This window comes from Halomonas sp. HAL1 (assembly GCF_030544485.1).
Lineage (GTDB): Bacteria > Pseudomonadota > Gammaproteobacteria > Pseudomonadales > Halomonadaceae > Vreelandella > Vreelandella arctica.
On the sequence record NZ_CP130610.1, the window covers coordinates 3,994,729 to 4,012,099 of the forward strand.

The 17,371-nt window shown below is 55.3% G+C and carries 14 protein-coding genes; 3 read left to right on the forward strand and 11 right to left on the reverse strand.

Translation table 11 applies throughout. The features are described 5' to 3' along the window. Positions 1–3 precede the first annotated feature (3 nt). The 7 genes from urtB to Q3Y66_RS18565 all read right to left on the reverse strand — a co-directional run bounded on the left by urtB (position 4) and on the right by Q3Y66_RS18565 (position 9,261). Positions 4–1,623, reverse strand: coding sequence for an urea ABC transporter permease subunit UrtB (gene urtB / locus Q3Y66_RS18535; RefSeq protein ID WP_008956134.1), 1,620 nt, complete (start codon positions 1,621–1,623; stop codon positions 4–6). 92 nt (positions 1,624–1,715) lie between these two features. Further along, complete coding sequence (urtA, locus tag Q3Y66_RS18540; protein WP_008956133.1) at positions 1,716–3,077, reverse strand: urea ABC transporter substrate-binding protein; 1,362 nt, start codon at positions 3,075–3,077, stop codon at positions 1,716–1,718. A gap of 415 nt (positions 3,078–3,492) precedes the next feature. Further along, positions 3,493–4,995 carry a tripartite tricarboxylate transporter permease gene (locus Q3Y66_RS18545; RefSeq protein ID WP_008956132.1) on the reverse strand — a complete coding sequence of 501 codons (1,503 nt, stop codon included), beginning with the start codon at positions 4,993–4,995 and terminating at the stop codon, positions 3,493–3,495. 54 nt (positions 4,996–5,049) lie between these two features. Further along, positions 5,050–5,532, reverse strand: coding sequence for a tripartite tricarboxylate transporter TctB family protein (locus Q3Y66_RS18550; protein WP_008956131.1), 483 nt, complete (start codon positions 5,530–5,532; stop codon positions 5,050–5,052). Between the two features lie 104 nt (positions 5,533–5,636). Further along, on the reverse strand, positions 5,637–6,635 hold the full coding sequence (locus Q3Y66_RS18555; RefSeq protein WP_008956130.1) for a tripartite tricarboxylate transporter substrate binding protein: 999 nt from the start codon (positions 6,633–6,635) through the stop codon (positions 5,637–5,639). A gap of 153 nt (positions 6,636–6,788) precedes the next feature. Then, positions 6,789–7,532: a response regulator gene (locus Q3Y66_RS18560; protein ID WP_008956129.1), complete on the reverse strand. Its 744-nt coding sequence runs from the start codon at positions 7,530–7,532 to the stop codon at positions 6,789–6,791. 52 nt (positions 7,533–7,584) lie between these two features. Then, positions 7,585–9,261: a sensor histidine kinase gene (locus tag Q3Y66_RS18565; protein ID WP_035586051.1), complete on the reverse strand. Its 1,677-nt coding sequence runs from the start codon at positions 9,259–9,261 to the stop codon at positions 7,585–7,587. Positions 9,262–9,396: 135 nt separating this feature from the next. Between Q3Y66_RS18565 and Q3Y66_RS18570 the strand changes: the two genes are divergently transcribed. Beyond that, entirely contained in the window at positions 9,397–10,143 is a 747-nt protein-coding gene (locus Q3Y66_RS18570) for a YdiY family protein (protein WP_035586064.1), read from the forward strand. Between the two features lie 302 nt (positions 10,144–10,445). Beyond that, positions 10,446–11,999 carry a BCCT family transporter gene (locus Q3Y66_RS18575; protein WP_008956126.1) on the forward strand — a complete coding sequence of 518 codons (1,554 nt, stop codon included), beginning with the start codon at positions 10,446–10,448 and terminating at the stop codon, positions 11,997–11,999. A 25-nt stretch (positions 12,000–12,024) separates the two neighbouring features. Here Q3Y66_RS18575 and Q3Y66_RS18580 read toward each other — a convergent pair whose 3' ends face one another. Together Q3Y66_RS18580 and folK are read right to left on the reverse strand one after the other, a co-directional pair. Next, positions 12,025–12,846 (reverse strand): flagellin, encoded by an 822-nt coding sequence (locus Q3Y66_RS18580; RefSeq protein ID WP_008956125.1) that lies wholly within the window; start codon positions 12,844–12,846, stop codon positions 12,025–12,027. A gap of 75 nt (positions 12,847–12,921) precedes the next feature. Further along, positions 12,922–13,368 carry a 2-amino-4-hydroxy-6-hydroxymethyldihydropteridine diphosphokinase gene (folK, locus tag Q3Y66_RS18585; RefSeq protein WP_008956124.1) on the reverse strand — a complete coding sequence of 149 codons (447 nt, stop codon included), beginning with the start codon at positions 13,366–13,368 and terminating at the stop codon, positions 12,922–12,924. 172 nt (positions 13,369–13,540) lie between these two features. On the opposite strand from folK, the gene Q3Y66_RS18590 reads away from it, so the two are divergent. Continuing rightward, entirely contained in the window at positions 13,541–14,287 is a 747-nt protein-coding gene (locus tag Q3Y66_RS18590; protein ID WP_008956123.1) for an SDR family NAD(P)-dependent oxidoreductase, read from the forward strand. Between the two features lie 122 nt (positions 14,288–14,409). On the opposite strand, the gene ybiO is transcribed toward Q3Y66_RS18590, so the two are convergent. Beyond that, the gene (gene ybiO / locus Q3Y66_RS18595; RefSeq protein ID WP_008956122.1) at positions 14,410–16,809 is read right to left on the reverse strand and encodes a mechanosensitive channel protein; all 2,400 of its coding nucleotides are present in this window, start codon (positions 16,807–16,809) and stop codon (positions 14,410–14,412) included. A 119-nt stretch (positions 16,810–16,928) separates the two neighbouring features. Then, positions 16,929–17,360 carry a YqaA family protein gene (locus Q3Y66_RS18600; RefSeq protein WP_008956121.1) on the reverse strand — a complete coding sequence of 144 codons (432 nt, stop codon included), beginning with the start codon at positions 17,358–17,360 and terminating at the stop codon, positions 16,929–16,931. Positions 17,361–17,371 lie beyond the last annotated feature (11 nt).

Here is a 17,371-nt window from a genome sequence, read left to right on the forward strand (position 1 = left end):
CGTTTAGCCCTCCGCAGCCCGGCCCTTCTGCGGGAAGAGTCCACGCGGGCGTTTTTGAATGAATAAGATGATAAAGACCAACACGATAATTTTGGCCAACACCGCGCCAGCCCAGGGTTCCAGCACCTGATTGATGACCCCCAGCGATAGGCCAGCCACCAGCGTGCCCCATAGATTGCCCACACCGCCGAACACCACCACCATGAAGGAGTCGATGATGTAGTTTTGCCCCAGGTTAGGGCCGACGTTGGTGAGCTGGGAGAGCGCGACCCCGGCAAGCCCGGCCACGCCGGAGCCCAACGCAAAGGTCATAATATCCACACGGGTGGCGCGAATGCCCATAGAGCGGGCCATGGCGCGGTTCTGGGTAACAGCACGCACCTCAAGCCCTAGCCGGGTGCGGCGCATGATCAGCATCAGGCCTGCAAACACCACCAGCGCAAAACCGAGCACGTACATGCGGTTAAGCGTTAATGACAATGCATCGTTCACCACTAGCGAACCGCTCATCCACTCGGGGGTGATGACGGTACGGTTAAGCGGTGAAATCACCGTACGTACCAGCTGCTGCAAAATCAGGCTGATACCGAAGGTCGCCAGCAGGGTTTCCAGCGGGCGGCCCTTGAGGAACTGAATCACGCCGCGCTCGATCGCCACGCCTGCCAAGGCGGCGACCATAAAGCCTGCGGGTATCGATAGAATCAACGCCAAGCCCGGCTGGCCGGGCAGCAGTTGCTGCATCGCCCAGGTGGTGTAGGCGCCCAGCATCATCAGCTCGCCGTGGGCCATGTTGATCACGCCCATGACGCCAAAGGTAATTGCCAGACCAATGGCGGCCAGCACCAGCACCGAGCCAAGACTCAAGCCGAAATAGAGCGTTTCCAGACCGCGATTGATCTTGAGCTGCTGCTCAATACCCGCCAGGGAAGCGGCAGCGGCATTGGCGACGACGGGATCATCGCTATTGGCTGCCCGGCTCAACGCCACGCGAGAGCGGGGGTGAAGACTGCCGTCCAGCGCTTCGACCCCAGCCATTTCACCCGCTTCAGCGCGGTAGATCGCCACGGCCTGAGTTAGCCGGTAGCGCACCTGCTCGTCCTCTTCCTGTTCGATCAAGTCGTCGAGGGTGGGCACCAGCTCACCATCTACTTCACCTAACAGGCGCTCGGCCGAGGTACGGCGGCGCTCCACATTAGGCGAGTAGAGGTCAACGACCGCGATGGCACTGCGCAGTTGATTGCGCAGGTTGTTGTTGATGCCGATACGCTCCAGATCACGACGGGACATCTCGCCCAGCGCTTCACCGGTCAAGACATCGGCCACTGGCCAGTCACGGCCCCGGTTCTCGAGCACCAGCACGAACCGGCCATCTTCGGTACGCTGCAAGCGACCATCCAGCAAGGCCTGCAGCCAATCACGGGCGCGCTCGTCGTCGCTTTGCAAAATAGCGGTAATGGCTTCGCCTTTGGCGGTGTAGGACTCAACGTCCAGTGCTTCTAAAAGCTCAAGTGCAGCACTGTCGTTGTCAGCGCTGCTGGCGGCGTCTGTTGATTGTGCCTGCGCGGTAAGGGTGACACCCAACAGCAGGAAGCAGAGCAACGCCAAGGAAAGGAAACGCCTCATGGGGTTCTTCCTTTGGTTATCTAAGAGGGAAAGATAGCGTGCTCCTTGCCGCGCCAACTATTAAAATCACGGCGCGGCAAGGGGGTTATGTTTTACTCAGCGAGTGCCGCTTCGGCTTCTTCTGCTGCGGTGCTGCCGCCGCACGAGCCGTTAACGACGTTGAAGTTGCCGCATTCCATCGGCTTGCGCCAATCGGCAATCAGGTCACGCGAGCCAGGCAGGTAGTCAGACCAGGCGTCGCCCGCCACGGTAGACGGTGTCTGCCAAACGATATCGAACTGGCCGTTGTCCTGAATTTCACCGATCAACACCGGCTTGGTGATGTGGTGGTTGGGCATCATCGCCGCATAGCCGCCGGAAAGGTTAGGCACGGTGACACCAATAATGGCGTCTTTAACCGTGTCGACGTCTGTCGTGCCCGCTTTGCGAACCGCTTCGGCCCACATGTTGAAGCCAATGTAGTGCGCTTCCATTGGGTCGTTGGTCACGGCCATATCGTCGCCGGTGTACTCAATCCAGGCATCGATAAAGTCGTAGTTGTCATCGTTATCGACGCTCATGAAGTAGTTCCATGCCGCCAGGTGGCCCACCAGCGGGCCGGTATCAATACCGGTAAGCTCCTGCTCACCCACGGAGAAGGCGATGACCGGAATATCCGCAGCGTCGATACCCTGATTGGAGAGCTCGGTATAGAACGGCACGTTGGCGTCGCCGTTCACTGTCGAGATCACCGCGGTCGGTTTACCCTCTTCACCGAAACGGCGAATTTCGGCCACGATGTTCTGCCAATCGGAGTGACCGAAGGGCGTGTAGTTGACCATGATGTCCTCATCCGCGATGCCGTGTTCATCCTTGAGGAAGGCTTCAAGGATACGGTTGGTGGTACGCGGATAAACATAGTCGGTACCCACCAGCGCAAAGCGCTCAATACCCACTTCGTTGATAAGGTATTCAACCGCAGGAATCGCCTGCTGGTTAGGCGCCGCGCCGGTGTAGAAGACGTTTTCAGAGGACTCTTCGCCTTCATACTGCACCGGGTAGAACAGCAGCCCGTTGAGTTCCTCTACGACGGGCAGTACGGATTTACGCGAAACCGACGTCCAGTTGCCGAAAATCACGTCCACTTCTTCCTGGTCTAGTAGCTCCCGGGCACGTTCGGCAAACAGCGGCCAGTTGGACGCAGGGTCAACCACCACGGCTTCTAACTGACGGCCCAGCAAACCACCGGCTTCGTTCTGCTGCTCAATAAGCATTTCGACGGTGTCTTTGAGTACGGTCTCACTAATCGCCATGGTGCCGGAGAGTGAATGCAGGATACCGACTTTGATCGGGTCATCGTCTTGGGCGATGGCCTGGGTGCTGGCCCCCATGATGGCAGCGGTGAGTAAGGCGGTCGCGAAACGACCACTTGAAAGGAATCGGTGCGGGTGTGTCGAGCGTTTGAGAGTGTTCATTGTTAATCTCCTTGCACCCCTTATGATTGGGGCTTGATGGTTGGCTTCGCACTTGGGGTTGTTGTGTTAGCTCCCCCAATACGTCCACTAGCCATTAACACCTGCAAGGGATGCGCCAGATTGGCACAAAGTTATCTTATAGCTATCTAATCAGCTACTTAATAATCATCAGAAAATCTCGACGCTCACCAAACGCACCAAAATAAAGCGCAGAAAAGCAGCTAAAGCACTCTTCCAATGCACCAATAAGATTCAGCGCACCAATTAAGTACTCGAGCTTTTAAAATACACAACAGCAACCCATTGATTACTTATCAGTTACAGAACCACTCTTTGTTACCCGTTAAAAACGGAAATAAAAAAGGAGCCTTGGCATTACCAAGGCTCCTCGCTATTCACCCTTTAAGCAGTGGCGTTAAACAGCCACGTCGGGTGGAACTTTCTTACGGCGTTTTTTCAGCAACGGCAGACCAAGCGACAGCAGGGCGACTACCAGCAAACCAAGGGAGATGGGCTTGTCGATAAAGGTCATCCAGTCGCCACCAGAGATCTGCAGCGCGCGACGCAAGGACTCTTCCATAATGTTGCCCAAAATCAGCGCTAGAATCAGCGGCGCCGCGGGGAAACCAAACAGCCGCATCCCCAGGCCCACCAAGCCAAAACCAAGCAGCAGCAATAGATCAAAAATGCTGAAGCTCATACCGTAAACGCCGATCATGCAGAAGATCAAAATCAACGACAGCAGCAATGGGCGGGGCATATCGAGAATTTTGGCGATGTAGGGAATCAGCGGCAGGTTAAGTGCCAGCAGGAAGATATTGCCGATATACATACTGGCAACCACGCCCCAAAACACGTCCGGACGCTCTGCAAGCATCATCGGACCGGGGTTAACGCCCATGACAAGCAATGCGCCTAACAGGACAGCGGTAGTGCCCGAACCCGGCACCCCCAGGGTTAACAGTGGCACAAAGGAGCCCGTACAGGCAGCGTTGTTGGCTGCTTCTGGCGCGGCCACGCCTTTGATATTGCCGGTACCAAAGGTGTCACCATCTTTGGCAATGCGTTTTTCCATGCTGTACCCAAGGAACGAACCGATGGTCGCACCCGCGCCTGGCAGTACGCCGGTGAAGAAACCCAATACCGAACTGCGACCAATCGGGCCAGCGATCTCTTTCACTTCGCTTCGGGTCAATTTCAGTGAGCCAATCTCATTGCGGGGCGCCTCTTTGCCACCGCCACCACGCAGCAGCATGTAAAAGACCTCGGCAAGGGCGAAAATACCCAGCGCCACGACCAGGAAGTCGATGCCATCAAGCAACTGCACTGAACCGAAGGTAAAGCGCTCAGTACCGGTCTGCATGTCGATACCGATAATTGAAATAATCACCCCCACTACGGCGGCAATTAGTCCTTTCACCAGGGACTTATCCGACAGCGAAACAACAGCGGTTAAGCCCAGTACCATTAAGGCGAAATACTCGGAAGGACCGAAGCTCACAGCTACTTTCGACAGCAGCGGGGCGATCAGCATTAAGAAAATAACGGAAACGGTACCACCGATAAACGAAGCGTAGGCGGCAATCGCCAGCGCTTTACCCGCCTGACCTTTTTTAGCCATCGGGTAGCCGTCAAAGGAGGTCGCCACGGTTCCTGCCACGCCAGGAGCGTTGAGCAGAATCGAGGACGTAGAGCCACCAAAGATAGCGCCGTAGTAAACCCCTGCCATCAGGATCAAGCCCGACGAGGGCTCCATGGCAAAGGTGATGGGAATCATCAGGGCAAGTGCACTGATAGGCCCCAGGCCCGGCAGCATGCCGATAATGGTGCCAGCAAACACGCCGGCAAACACATAAGCGATATTGATCGGCTCAAGCGCGATGCCAAAGCCGTACATCAGATTATTGAAGGCTTCCATGGGAATTGCTCTCTCAAGATATGCAAGCGGAAAGACCTGCTAATACGGCTTTGTTTAAAAAGGCAGCACGCCAGTGGGCAGGTAAACATCCATCACCCGCGTCATAGTCAAGTAGAGCGCCAGCACCACCCCGAGTGACGTGGCGAGGTTAACCCCATGTCGGCGATAGCCGTAGTAGGCCGTCAGTCCAACGCATAGCAGCGTTGAGGCGAGCACAAAGCCCAACGGCACCAGCAAAAACGCATAGGCGGCAATCGCCAGCGAGGTCACGATGACTCGCGCCCATGGTGTCAACAGCATGGGACCTTGGGTGGCTTCTTGATCTATCTCATCGGCCCCGGCAATCGGAGTGGGTTTCTCAAAAAACAGAAACACCGATAGGATCAGCAGCGAAAAGCCCAATACTTTAGGAAACAGGTCAGAGTCGACCGGGCGCGGCAGCGGAAAGGTGGGAATTTGCCACGCCATCGCGATATAGCCAGCGGCCAATACCGCAAATACCAGTGCTAACCACTGATTGGTATTTAAACGAGTCATAGGAGTCTCTCCGAAGGAGCCAACGCGCCTTACGTAGCTAACGTATATCATTAACTACGTAAGCCCCCAGCCGCACCTGGGCGGCTGGGGGGACAGGCGTGGCGTTACTGACGCAGTAGGCCAAGCTCGCTCAGCACATCGCTGAACTGCTCTTGCTGCTGATCTAGGAAGGCGCTGAACTCTTCGCTGTCCTGATAGGCATCGATCCAGCCCAACTGGTCACTTGCTTCGCGCCATGCTTCGGTTTCCAGCATTTCGGCGAACAGGTCTTCGTAGTAGGTCACGGCTTCTTCAGGCATATCAGGAGCGCCCATCACACCGCGCCAGATATCGAAGGTGTAGTCGAAGCCCTGCTCTTGATAGGTGGGCACTTCACTCAAACCGGCGCCCAACCGCTCTTCAGACGAGACGCCCAACGCACGCAGCTGGCTGCCTTCACCCAGCTGGCCTACTGCTTCACCCGCGCCACCAACGACGGCTTCGATATGGCCGCCCATCAGGTTGGTCATGGCATCGCCACCACCGGAGAACGGAATGTAATTGACTGCAGAAGCTTCCATACCCGCCGCAGAGGCAAGGCCTGCAATGGCGATATGATCCATAGAGCCCGGTGCACTACCGCCGCCAACGCTTAAGCTGGGGTCTGCTTTCAGCGCATCAAGCAGGTCTTCTAGGTTTTGATACTCGGAGTCTGCCGCGACCAAGATGATTGAGTAGTCGGTGTTAATCCGCGCGACCGGGGTAAAGTCGGTGTGGTCATAACGTGAGGCACCCGCCAGCGGCACTAAAATCATCGGCGGGCTGGTGGCGAACAGCTTGTGCGGGTTGCCACTATCGCGGGCAACTTGGGCCCAGGCTACGGCACCGCCGCCGCCAGGTACGTTGATCGCAGCAAAGCTTTCATCGGCCAGCTCTTCCTGCTGAATCACCCGTGACATGGTGCGAACCAGGGTATCCCAACCACCACCTGGGTTAGCCGGGGCAACGAATTCGATCGAGCGTTCGGGCGTCCACTCTTGCGCCTGGGCAACAGTACTCATGCCAGCAAAAGCAGCGAGGGGTAGCGCAAATACCGATAAACGCTTGAGGGTAAGCGACGTCATGATGGCGTTCTCCACGTGTCAGTGTTGTTGTGTGGGGCGTCTTATTGTGAGACTGCACGCCGCGAACGTTAGAAGACCGTCACCCTGGCCGACAAGCTTGTGCGCATAAAAAACAAAAAGTTCTTTATGCGCATTTTGTTCACAACCACTTACTTATAACGACTCAAGCCACTCGTGTGCTGCTTCTAACAGCCGATAGCGACGCTCGGGCCGGCCTACGTCGCCATACCCCAGTTCGGCACTCACGGCCTGCTCGGCAACCAGAAACTCCAAGTAGCGGCGGGCGGTTGAACGACTCGCACCCATGGTGCGCGCCATCTGCATGGCGGTGAGGGAGTCTGGGGCGTCAGCCAAAGCATCAATCACCCGGCGCAGCGTGAGGCGGTCAATGCCTTTGGGTAGGGCTTGAGAAAGAGTTTGGTTTTTAGATCGCGCCGATTCACCCGGCTGTAAGCGCGCCAGCACGTGATCCAGCTCGTCTTGGTTCATCTCGGCACGGTTGGCCAACGCCTCACGCTCGCGTCGAAAGCGCGTGAGCATTTGGGTCATCCGCGCGGCCTCAATAGGCTTGATAAGATAGTCGAACACCCCACCGCGTAGCGCTTCGCTGATGGTTTCCACTTCCCGGGCGGCAGTGACCATAACAATATCCACATGCACATAGTCGCGGCGAATCGCCCACAGCAGCTCTAATCCCTCAACGTCCGGAAGGTAAGCATCCAATAAAATCAATTGGATGTTGGCAGCATGCTCCGCCATGATCGCTTTAGCTTCACTGCCATTGCGTGCCATACCCACTACATAAAAACCGTCGCTCTGCTCAATAAAGGCCCTGTGGATATCGGCAATGCGAAAATCGTCTTCAACGACCAAAATGCCGTACTGCCCATCAGACATTACCTTCCCCCTAGCCGTGGTGGTCACTGTTTTTAAATTGTTGTTGAGACGGTTATTGATATGGCTGCGCGCATAGCGAACGGTCGAGCACGGCAATAAAACAGGCGCCTCCCAGCTCACTCTCTTCTAGCGTCACCGCGCCACCATGTTGGCGACAGAGCCTCGCTACCAGCGCCAGGCCTATGCCCTGGTGCTTGCCGGTTTTGGTAGAGAATCCCTCCTGGAAAATCGACTCAGCAAACTGGGCAGGTACCCCTGGTCCATTATCTTCCACTTCAATCAGTAGCTGTTCGCCCAAATCAGTAAAAAATAACCGCACTTTGGGCTCTTCACTCTGCCCATTCAGCGCGGCGTGACAGGCGTTGTCCAGTAAGTTCCCCACCACGCTCATCATCACCTCTTGACCGGTAGGCGTTAGCGGACAGGAGAGCGAGCTTTGCTCGTCAATTTCCAGCGCTACGCCAAGCTCCCGCGCGCGGGTGAGTTTACCCAGTAGCGTACCGCTAAGCACGGCGTCAGCCACATTGCGTATTAAAAAGCTCATTTGCGCCTGGGCACGCTCGGTTTCCTGATGGATCAGCGACAAGGCTTCCTCGGTACGCTGTAACTGCAGTAATCCGGAGATGGTGTAGAGCTTGTTGGAAAACTCGTGAGCCTGGGCACGCAGCATATCCACGTCACGGCTGGCCTGGGTTAGCGCCTGAGAGAGATCGACTATCTCCCGACGGCTACGGAAGGTGGCCACCGCCCCTTCGATCTCACCCTCGTGCAGAATCGGCACCCGGTTGACCACCACCGGATGGTCGCCCAACCACATCTCCTGGTCGAACTCCTGCTCGCCGCGCCGGAGCACTTCCAATAACCGTGAGTTGGGCACAATTTCACGGATAGGTTGCCCCAACAGCACATGCTCGTCATCTAAGTTGAGAAAGCGCCGTGCTTGCTGGTTGACCAGCGTGATATGTCCTTCACGGTTAACCGCTAAAATGCCCTCGTGAATCGACTGCAAAATGGCCTCTTTTTCCATCGCCAGCCGGGCAATCTCATAAGGCTCCAAGCCTAGAATGACCTTTTTGAGGTGCTGCGACAGCCAATAGGCACCAGCGAAGCCCAGGCAGATCATCAGCGCCACTAGTACCCAGCCAAAGCTGTTGTAGCGCGCCACGTCCATCTCAACGCGATCCATCATGAAACCAACGGATACCAGGCCAATGATATTACCTTCTTCATCCCAGATCGGCGCTTTGCCACGCATGGCGGTGCCCAGTGACCCGGTCGCCTCAGAGACATAGAACTGGCCATGGATCAGCGCCTGATCGTTATCCCCTCCCACCATGGGTTGGCCAATTCTTTCTGGTACGGGGTGGGAGTAACGGATGCTCTGGGCGTTGCCTACCACGACATAGCGCGCCCCTGTTTCATGGCGTACTCGCTCTGCCAGCGGCTGGATAATATAAGCGGGATCAGGGATCTCGAAAGCGTTGATGATTTGGGGCATCGACGCCACTGTTTTGGCCACTGCCAGCGCGCGCTCGCCCATCTGCTGGCTAATAATTTCCGCCTTGCGGAGATTGAGATACGTGCCCTGTGCCAGTAGCATGCCCGCCAACAGCAGCCCGACCAGCAGCATTACCTGCAGTCGAAAGCTGCGTTTGTACCAACTGCGCCTTGCGCGGGTACGGCGCCAGCGCTGCAGGTCGGCCAATGTTCGGGGGCGTGAAACGCTCATAAAGAGACTCGGAATGCGTGAACGCACCATTATGGCACGCACCAGCAAACGACGTTAATTGCCAACACTCGTGTCATCGTTCGCTGATATAATACTTCGCTGCTAAAACCAAGGAGGGATGTAGTGGCTATTGTTGTGAGAATCGTTCGATGGATACTCTTGCTGGCCTGCTGGCCCCTGTGGTTAACCGCGGCTTATGCCAACCCGTTCTACGCCCCACCGCCTCCTCTGGATGATGCACCCGTGTTTAGCGGCGATGCAGAGCTGGGCTTTACCCACCTTTCGGGCAATACCAATAGCCAAACTCTAATTGGTAAAACGCGGCTGACATGGCTGACCGGCAAATTCACCTACTCCTTGCGTGGTGAAGTGCGCAATGTGAGTAAGGATAACGAAACCAGCGCCGAACAGTACCTGATCGCGGGACGCGAACGCTATGAGCTAGATGGCCCCCACTACCTGTTTGGGTTTGCCCGCTGGGAGAAGGATCGCTTTGCCGGTTACGACCAGCAGTTGTCAGCGATTGGCGGTTATGGGCGCCAGATTCTTGAGAATGACACCCATACGTTGTCGCTGGAAGCGGGCCCTGGCTATCGTCACGATCGACTGCGCGATTACGACGATGAGCGCTTGATGGTGACCTACACCGCGCTGGATTACCGCTGGGAATTTTCTGACTACGCCGATATCGAGCAGGAAATGTCCCTTGAGTATACCGACCAGAACACGACGTCCCGCTCGCTAACGGCGCTCACCGCTAGGCTAAATTCAAAGCTGTCGCTGCGCCTATCCCACGAAATCAAGCACAACTCGCAGCCGCCCGACGACACCAGCGAACGCACGGACAGTACCACTAGCGCGTCGCTGCTTTATCGCTGGTGAGCTTGGCGCTGCATGCCACCGCGCCAACAGTGTGCATTTGCACTCTTAAAACGCACCAAGATAAAACATATTAGACGTTGGTCTATATTGGCGGTATACTATGCACAGTTTCCTGTCCTCGCGCCATTCATTGAATGGCGCTTTTTTTTACCTAAAACTTCACTTGGCAAACCGCTACTTCCATTAAGGCCTGCTGTTATTAATGACTCATTTCATTCATAGAAGCGCGGCGTTAAACAACCTAAAACATTGATTTTATAGGCTTTTCAAACCTACCCCTTGCTCCCCATAAGGTATTTAACATGAACCAACCCAGCCCCAACGCTGAGGGTTCCCAGCGTTTTTCACTTGGCGATCCCATTGTGCTGATCTTGAGTATCGGCTTTATTGTCGCTTTTCTGGCGCTGTCGTTTTACGACGTAGCGCTGGTGGCGGATAGCATCAGCGCAGGCTTCGCGTGGACGGCGTTAGTGTTAGGTAGCTACTTCCAGCTACTACTTCTGATGACGTTCTTTATTGCCATCGGTTTAGCCATGACGCCGGCTGCAAAAGCGAAAATCGGCAATTTAGACGCACCAGAAATGAGCACGTTTAAATGGCTCTCGATCATTTTGTGCACCCTGTTGGCGGGGGGTGGCGTATTTTTTGCCGCCGGTGAGCCGGTTTATCACTTTGTAGTGACGCCTCCCGCCTTTGATAGCGAAGCAGGTACCGCTGAGGCCGTTTCTGGTGCGCTAGGCCAATCCTTTATGCACTGGGGTTTTATGGCCTGGGCGGTGCTGGGGTCATTAACCGCAGTGGTTCTCGCGCATGCGCACTACGTAAAGGGCCAACCGCTGCAACCACGTACGCTACTCTATCCAATATTCGGTGAACGCTTAATGCGTGGTCCACTGGGCGGTTTAGTCGACGCCTGCTGTGTGATTGCGTTGGTGGCGGGCACGGTGGGGCCCATTGGCTTTCTGGCCACTCAGGTTAGTTTTGGTCTTCATGAGCTGTTTGGCCTGCCGGAAGGCTATACCGGCCAACTGATTATTCTGGGCATACTTGCCAGCATCTACGTGCTCTCCTCCATGAGCGGCGTACACAAAGGCATTCAAATACTCAGCCGGTTTAACGTGTTGCTGGCGTTAGGTATTGGGGCAGTGATTATTGTCTTTGGCCCAACGCTGTTCCTGGTCAATAGCTACGTTTCCGGTATGGGCGCTTATGTCAGCGAATTCTTTACCATGGCGACCATGACCGCTGAGACGGCACCAGCGTGGTGGATGCAGTGGTGGACGGTGTTTTTCTTTGCCTGGTTTATCGGCTATGCACCGGTGATGGCCATTTTTGTGGCGCGTATTTCACGCGGCCGCAGCATTCGTGAAATGATTGTGGCGGTGGCGATTCTCGCCCCTATCGCCACTACCGTTTGGTTTACCCTGCTCGGCGGCTCGGGTATCTATTACCAGCTCACTGGCGTGATTGATTTAACCGAAGCACTTAATAACTTTCAGTTTGATGTCGCGACGCTGACCGTCGCCCAGGCTCTGCCCGGCGGCACCTGGATGGCACTGGCAATTTTAGTGCTGACGACGATTTTCGTAGCCACCACCGGCGACTCAATGAGCTATGCCATTGCCGTGGTCGGTGCGGGTCATGACAACCCCAGCCCAGTAATGAGAGCCTTCTGGGGCATCGCTATGGCGCTCATGGCGGCGGTACTGCTCTATATGGGTGCCGGTCAGATTGGCGCGTTGCAGCAGTTTATCGTCATCACCGCCATTCCGGTGTCGTTGATGCTGCTGCCATCGCTCTGGAATGGCCCTCAGGCGGCCTACGCCATGGCCCGCGAACAGGGCATTATTGAATAGGTAAGCCGCTCGGGCCCTGACTGCCTTATAACCCTTCCAGTAGGCGCAGAATCATCTGCGGCTGCTGGTTGGCCTGGGCCAACATAGCGATACCTGCTTGCTGAAGGACCTGTGCGCGAATAAGGTTTGAGACTTCCTGAGCGTAATCGGCATCCTGAATACGCGACCGGGCGGCGGAGGTATTAACGATACTGTTATTGAGGCCGTCAATAACGCTCTCGAAGCGATTCTGAACGGCGCCCATATAGCTGCGTTGGCGATCTAACCGCTTAATTGCCTCATCTACCCTATCAATCGGTTTATCTGTACCGCTGGCATCGTCTAGCACGCTTAAGCCATCCAGCCCCAACCCCTGCAAGTTCATACCTTCAAAACGCACCGCAATGCTATCGCCAGCGTTCGCGCCAACCTGAATATTTAACGATTTGGTCTCGTTAAGCAGCCCAATACCGTTGAAATTACTCTGCCCGGCAACACGGTCGATCTCCTCCAAGCGTTGATCAATCTCGGCTTGGATAGAGACAAGGTCATCAGAGGAGTTGGTGCCGTTAGCCGCTTGCACGCTGAGTTCGCGAATGCGCTGCAGGTTATCGTTAATCTGATTGAGCGAGCCTTCCGCCGTTTGCACCATGGAGATGCCGTCATTGGTGTTGCGGATCGCCTGGGTCATGCCTTTGATTTGTGCCGTCATGCGGTTGGCAATCGCCTGCCCCGCAGGGTCATCTTTAGCACTATTGATACGTAGCCCGGATGAGAGGCGCTGCATAGCGGTCTGCATGGCTTGCTGACTGCCGCGCAGGTTATTTTGCACGGTAAGCGGCATCAGGTTGGTGTTAAGGCTGAGCAACGCACGCCTCCGGAGGAAGTTAGCCGACCCAGACGCTGGGAGGCTATAACGTTACTATCGGCCTAGCCATAAAAATCATGAGCGTTTTACTGCCTCAAGAGTGCGGCCGCTGCTAGCGAGCACTTCGTCGACCGGCACTTTCACATAGTCATGCTGGTAGTAACCCTCATCCACAACTTCACCATCCCACGCCACCATATCGAGATCCATCGTGCGCGGCCCTGACTTAATCGCGCCGCGGACTCGACCCAACCGGTCTTCCACTTCCTTGAGGTAGGCACGAAACGCTGCTTGCTCAAGTGAAGTGCTGACTAATAGTGCGGCATTTAAGAAATCAGGCTGCTGCTGATAACCTACCGGTGTTGTGCGTATCGCTTTTGAGCGCGCAAGGAGCTTGCATTCCTGGCTAAGAATCGTCAGCGCCTGATCAAAATAGTGCTCAGGGTCGATATTGGACCCCAGGGAGATCAAACATTCATGAAGAGAGACAGCCTGTTCGCTAGGCAATGTCGTGGGGGGCATGGCGACATCCTATGTTAGTGGCGTTTTCTAGGAAACATGGAACTACCCTATTGTGAGCCAGCTATATAAATACCTCCAGGCCCCGCCATGTTCAAGCTCTGTATAAGTTATTGACAAACGCTGCACTCACGCAGAGAGTTTTGCATATCCATAAAACGATAGGGAACGCTTTATGCACCAACAAGCTGCTTTGGTCACCGGCGGTGCCACTCGTTTGGGCCGATTCTTTTCTGAAGCATTGGCCGATGCGGGGTATGACATTGCACTGCACGTTAATCGCTCCCGCGAGGAGGCTGAAGAGGTCGCTACCGGAATTCGCGCCAAAGGACGAGAGTGTGAAATATTTCATTGCGATTTTTTAAACGACGACCTAAACGTCTTACTGCAGTCGGCAAAGCAGCGCTTCCCAGGGCTTAATTTGCTGCTGAATAGCGCTTCCGCCTATGAGCCTGCACCGATTGCCGGGACGGATCTTGCGATGCTGGAAGCTCAGTTCCGAGTCAATATGTTTACCCCGCTACTGCTGACGCGCCACTTTGCCGAGGTGGTTCAAGAGGGCCAGGTGATCAATATCATTGATAACAAAGTGGCCTATCATCAATACCCGTATGCGGCGTATTTACTGTCGAAAAAGAGCTTAGCGGAGATGACTCGCATGGCGGCGCTTGAGTTCGCCCCGCGTATTCGCATTAATGGCCTTGCCCCTGGCGTGGTGCTGCCTGCCTCCCAGCGCACCAGCGACTATGTGCAGTGGCGTATTGAAGGCATTCCGCTTAAGCGACAGGGTGATCCTGCCCATCTTGTACAGGCTTTGCACTACTTATTGAATAACCCTTTTGTAGCTGGGCAGATTCTGTTTGTCGATGGCGGTGAGTCCATCAATATTGAGGGGCGTCACTCGGAAAACTATACATTATAAGTATGCATTATAAGCCGATGCTTTTTTAAGAAGCGGCAGCCGCTAACAACGGGCGTCGTTAGAACGCAGCGAGGCCGCCCTAAGGCGGCCTCGCTTATGCTTACGGTGTTGTCAATCACACCCTACCTTTCATCGACGTCATCGTGGTCAGGCTTGAGGTGATCAGGTTCGTGGGTTTGCTGAACGCTCTCCTGGCTATCGTTCTGGCTATCACTCTGAACAATGGGCTTCTCTTCCACATCCTTCTCTTTAGCGGTTGACTCCAAGACCCGCACATTGGCAGGTGGTGTCTTCCCATTTTTGGTCTCACCAAAGTAGAGCGTGGTGTGTGGGAAGGGAATTTCAATACCCGCCTCATCAAAGCGCAATTTCACCAAGCGATTATAAGCGCGGCCAACACCCCACTGGTCGCCCGGCGTGGTTTTGATCACCACACGAATGTTCACGGAGCTATCCGCCAGGGCCACCACGCCAGCCACCGTTAGGTCAGCGAGCAGCTTATTCCCGTGCTCTTCGCTGGCTTTTAGATCTTCAAAGGCCAATTGGAGCTGCTCAATAGCTTCGTCGATGCTCTCGTTATAGCCAATACCGTATTCGCCCACATGGTTGCCGTACTCACGCATGTAGTTAGATACGGTATCTACGCTTGAGAACGGCACAATGTGATAAGTGCCAGACAGGTCGCGGATGCCGACCGAGCGAATGCTGAGCCGTTCGGCGGTACCTGTCACGCCACCTACCGTGACGACATCGCCAGTGTTCATGGCATTTTCTACCTGAATAAACACCCCGGTAATAACGTCTTGCACTAGCTTCTGCGCGCCAAAACCAATCGCCAAACCGAGTACACCAGCACCGGCGATCAGCGGGCCGATATTGATGCCGATTTCCGACAGCACAATCATGCCGGTAATCGTCACCATGGCGATGGCCAGCGCATTACGGAACAGACTAAGCAGCGTTTTCGCCCGCGCGGAAGGTTCACCATAGCCGGTTTCCGGGTTGAGTTTATGCTCAATCAGGCTCGCCAGCCCCAGCCAAACCGCTAGCGCGACAATCAAAATCACCGCGACACCGACCAGTTTGCCGACCAGATTGGCACCGCGTTCAGAGGCATACCAAGCGGCTAGATCAAACGCGCCCCAGGCGTTCAACACCATCATGATGACCACGATCAGAATGACGGTACGCAGCACACGCAACGCATTGGGAACGTAGCTATTCAGGCGCTTTTCAAGCAACGGCAGTTTGCGCCGTAGGTCGTCTGACAGCGTGATACGGCGGCCAATGGTCTGGGTAAGGAAGGACGACACCAGCAGTCCGACCACGATGGCGGCCAAGGACTTCAGGGTGGCAAACATTACAAATGGCAGCGCATCGCCGGGCCGCGTCAACGTCAGTACAAACACGATTAAGAAGTACAGCAGCGCGAACAGGTGCCAAGTACGAGCAAATAGCTGCAGGGAAACACGGCTGGCGGTTAAGGTTGATTTTACCGCCATATCATTCAGGTTATTGCGTAGGCGGATGCGGTTCTTAAGCACCACTGCCACGGCATAAATAAACGCCAACAACATGATCAGCGTGCCGACTGCTTGGCCTAACGAGGCCGCCACATAGAAATTAATCAACGGCACCACGACCATCAGGCCGTAACCTACCATGCCAATCAAACGCGCCAACCAGCGGTTCCAATAGGACGCTTCCTGGGTCGAAATAGGCAGTAGGCGCAGCCCTTCATAGCGTGAAGAGAACAGCATCCGCACCCCGGCTTTGAGCAACTCGATGACCAGGAAGGCATTTAAGAATAGGGAGGCGCGGGTAGATAGCTCACCCGCTTCACCAATCGCAAAGGTAGCTAATAGATTGCCGCCTACGTAGGAAACGCTTACCAGCAGTACATCTATCACCGCCGCAATGGCCACACAGGTAATCAAGCGCAACACGGGTGTTAAGTTACTGCCATTCAGCGACCAGCCACTGATTTTAGTAAACAGCGGCTTCGCCAAGCGCCTGAAAATCATAAACATCGCAAAGGTCGCGACAATCACCAGGCCCAGATTAATCGCCGCACTGGTGAACGCGGCCATGTCAAAGACACTATCGGCTTCTTGACCAGCGAACAGCCCGCCTACAATGCCAACCACTTGCTCAAACTGCCCGCCCACGTCGCTAACCACACGACTGGTGAGTTCGGCTAGCTGGCGCGGCAACGAGACATCCTCCGGCGCTATCTCACTGCCTTGAGCGGCAGCTTCTGGCGAAAGCTCGGTGGCAATCCCTTCGGGCAGCGCCGAGGCTTGATTGCGCAACATCTCAATCAACTCTTGTCGCGACTGCTCATCTTCCAATAAATTGGCCAGCGCCTCGTAAGATGTCGGTACCGAGGCTTCTGATGATGCCGTGCCTTCGGCGCTGGCCGATTCACTCGGCGTGCTCTGTGCCATTGCTGGCGTGACCAATATGGCAATCATTGCCAACAGCCAGACACCTAGCCAGGGTAGTAAACGAAGTGGCTTCACACCTTAACCTCCTTTTGGGTGAGTGTTCTTTTCAATCTAACGGCTGCTTACACTCTACACTGCCTGTGCAGCTTGTTAAAAAGTTGTACAGGGTAACATGCCTTAATTAATAAGACGTTTCACTGGCACAGCGGCGCTAGCCAGTAGTGCGCGAGCAGTAATACCACAGCGTAGCGGGCGCCCTTAGCGATCACAATCCACGCCAGCGCCCGCCACCAGGGCAGCCGAAACACGCCGGCCAACACGGTAAGAGGGTCGCCAATAATCGGCGCCCATGAAACCAGTAGGCTTAGCTCACCAAAGCGGTGATACCAACCCTCTGCACGCACCAAGCTACGTGGCGAGGCAGGAAACCAGCGGCGATCTTGAAACTGGCGGGCATAGCGGCCTAGCGCCACGTTGATCATGCTGCCCAGGGTATTGCCGGTAGTGGCGACTAGCCACAGCGCCAGCGGTGGTTCGCCCATACACCACAGCCGCGCCAGCCACACTTCCGACCCACCCGGTAACAGCGTCGCGCTGACTAAGGCGACAAAAAACAGGCTCAGCATCAATTAGCGAA

Bases quoted from the DNA above. Each gene is read 5' to 3' on its own strand.
- urtB (WP_008956134.1), bottom strand. From the start codon at position 1,623: ATGAGGCGTTTCCTTTCCTTGGCGTTGCTCTGCTTCCTGCTGTTGGGT.
- urtA (WP_008956133.1), bottom strand. From the start codon at position 3,077: ATGAACACTCTCAAACGCTCGACACACCCGCACCGATTCCTTTCAAGT.
- Q3Y66_RS18545 (WP_008956132.1), bottom strand. From the start codon at position 4,995: ATGGAAGCCTTCAATAATCTGATGTACGGCTTTGGCATCGCGCTTGAG.
- Q3Y66_RS18550 (WP_008956131.1), bottom strand. From the start codon at position 5,532: ATGACTCGTTTAAATACCAATCAGTGGTTAGCACTGGTATTTGCGGTA.
- Q3Y66_RS18555 (WP_008956130.1), bottom strand. From the start codon at position 6,635: ATGACGTCGCTTACCCTCAAGCGTTTATCGGTATTTGCGCTACCCCTC.
- Q3Y66_RS18560 (WP_008956129.1), bottom strand. From the start codon at position 7,532: ATGTCTGATGGGCAGTACGGCATTTTGGTCGTTGAAGACGATTTTCGC.
- Q3Y66_RS18565 (WP_035586051.1), bottom strand. From the start codon at position 9,261: ATGAGCGTTTCACGCCCCCGAACATTGGCCGACCTGCAGCGCTGGCGC.
- Q3Y66_RS18575 (WP_008956126.1), top strand. From the start codon at position 10,446: ATGAACCAACCCAGCCCCAACGCTGAGGGTTCCCAGCGTTTTTCACTT.
- folK (WP_008956124.1), bottom strand. From the start codon at position 13,368: ATGCCCCCCACGACATTGCCTAGCGAACAGGCTGTCTCTCTTCATGAA.
- Q3Y66_RS18590 (WP_008956123.1), top strand. From the start codon at position 13,541: ATGCACCAACAAGCTGCTTTGGTCACCGGCGGTGCCACTCGTTTGGGC.
- Q3Y66_RS18600 (WP_008956121.1), bottom strand. From the start codon at position 17,360: ATGCTGAGCCTGTTTTTTGTCGCCTTAGTCAGCGCGACGCTGTTACCG.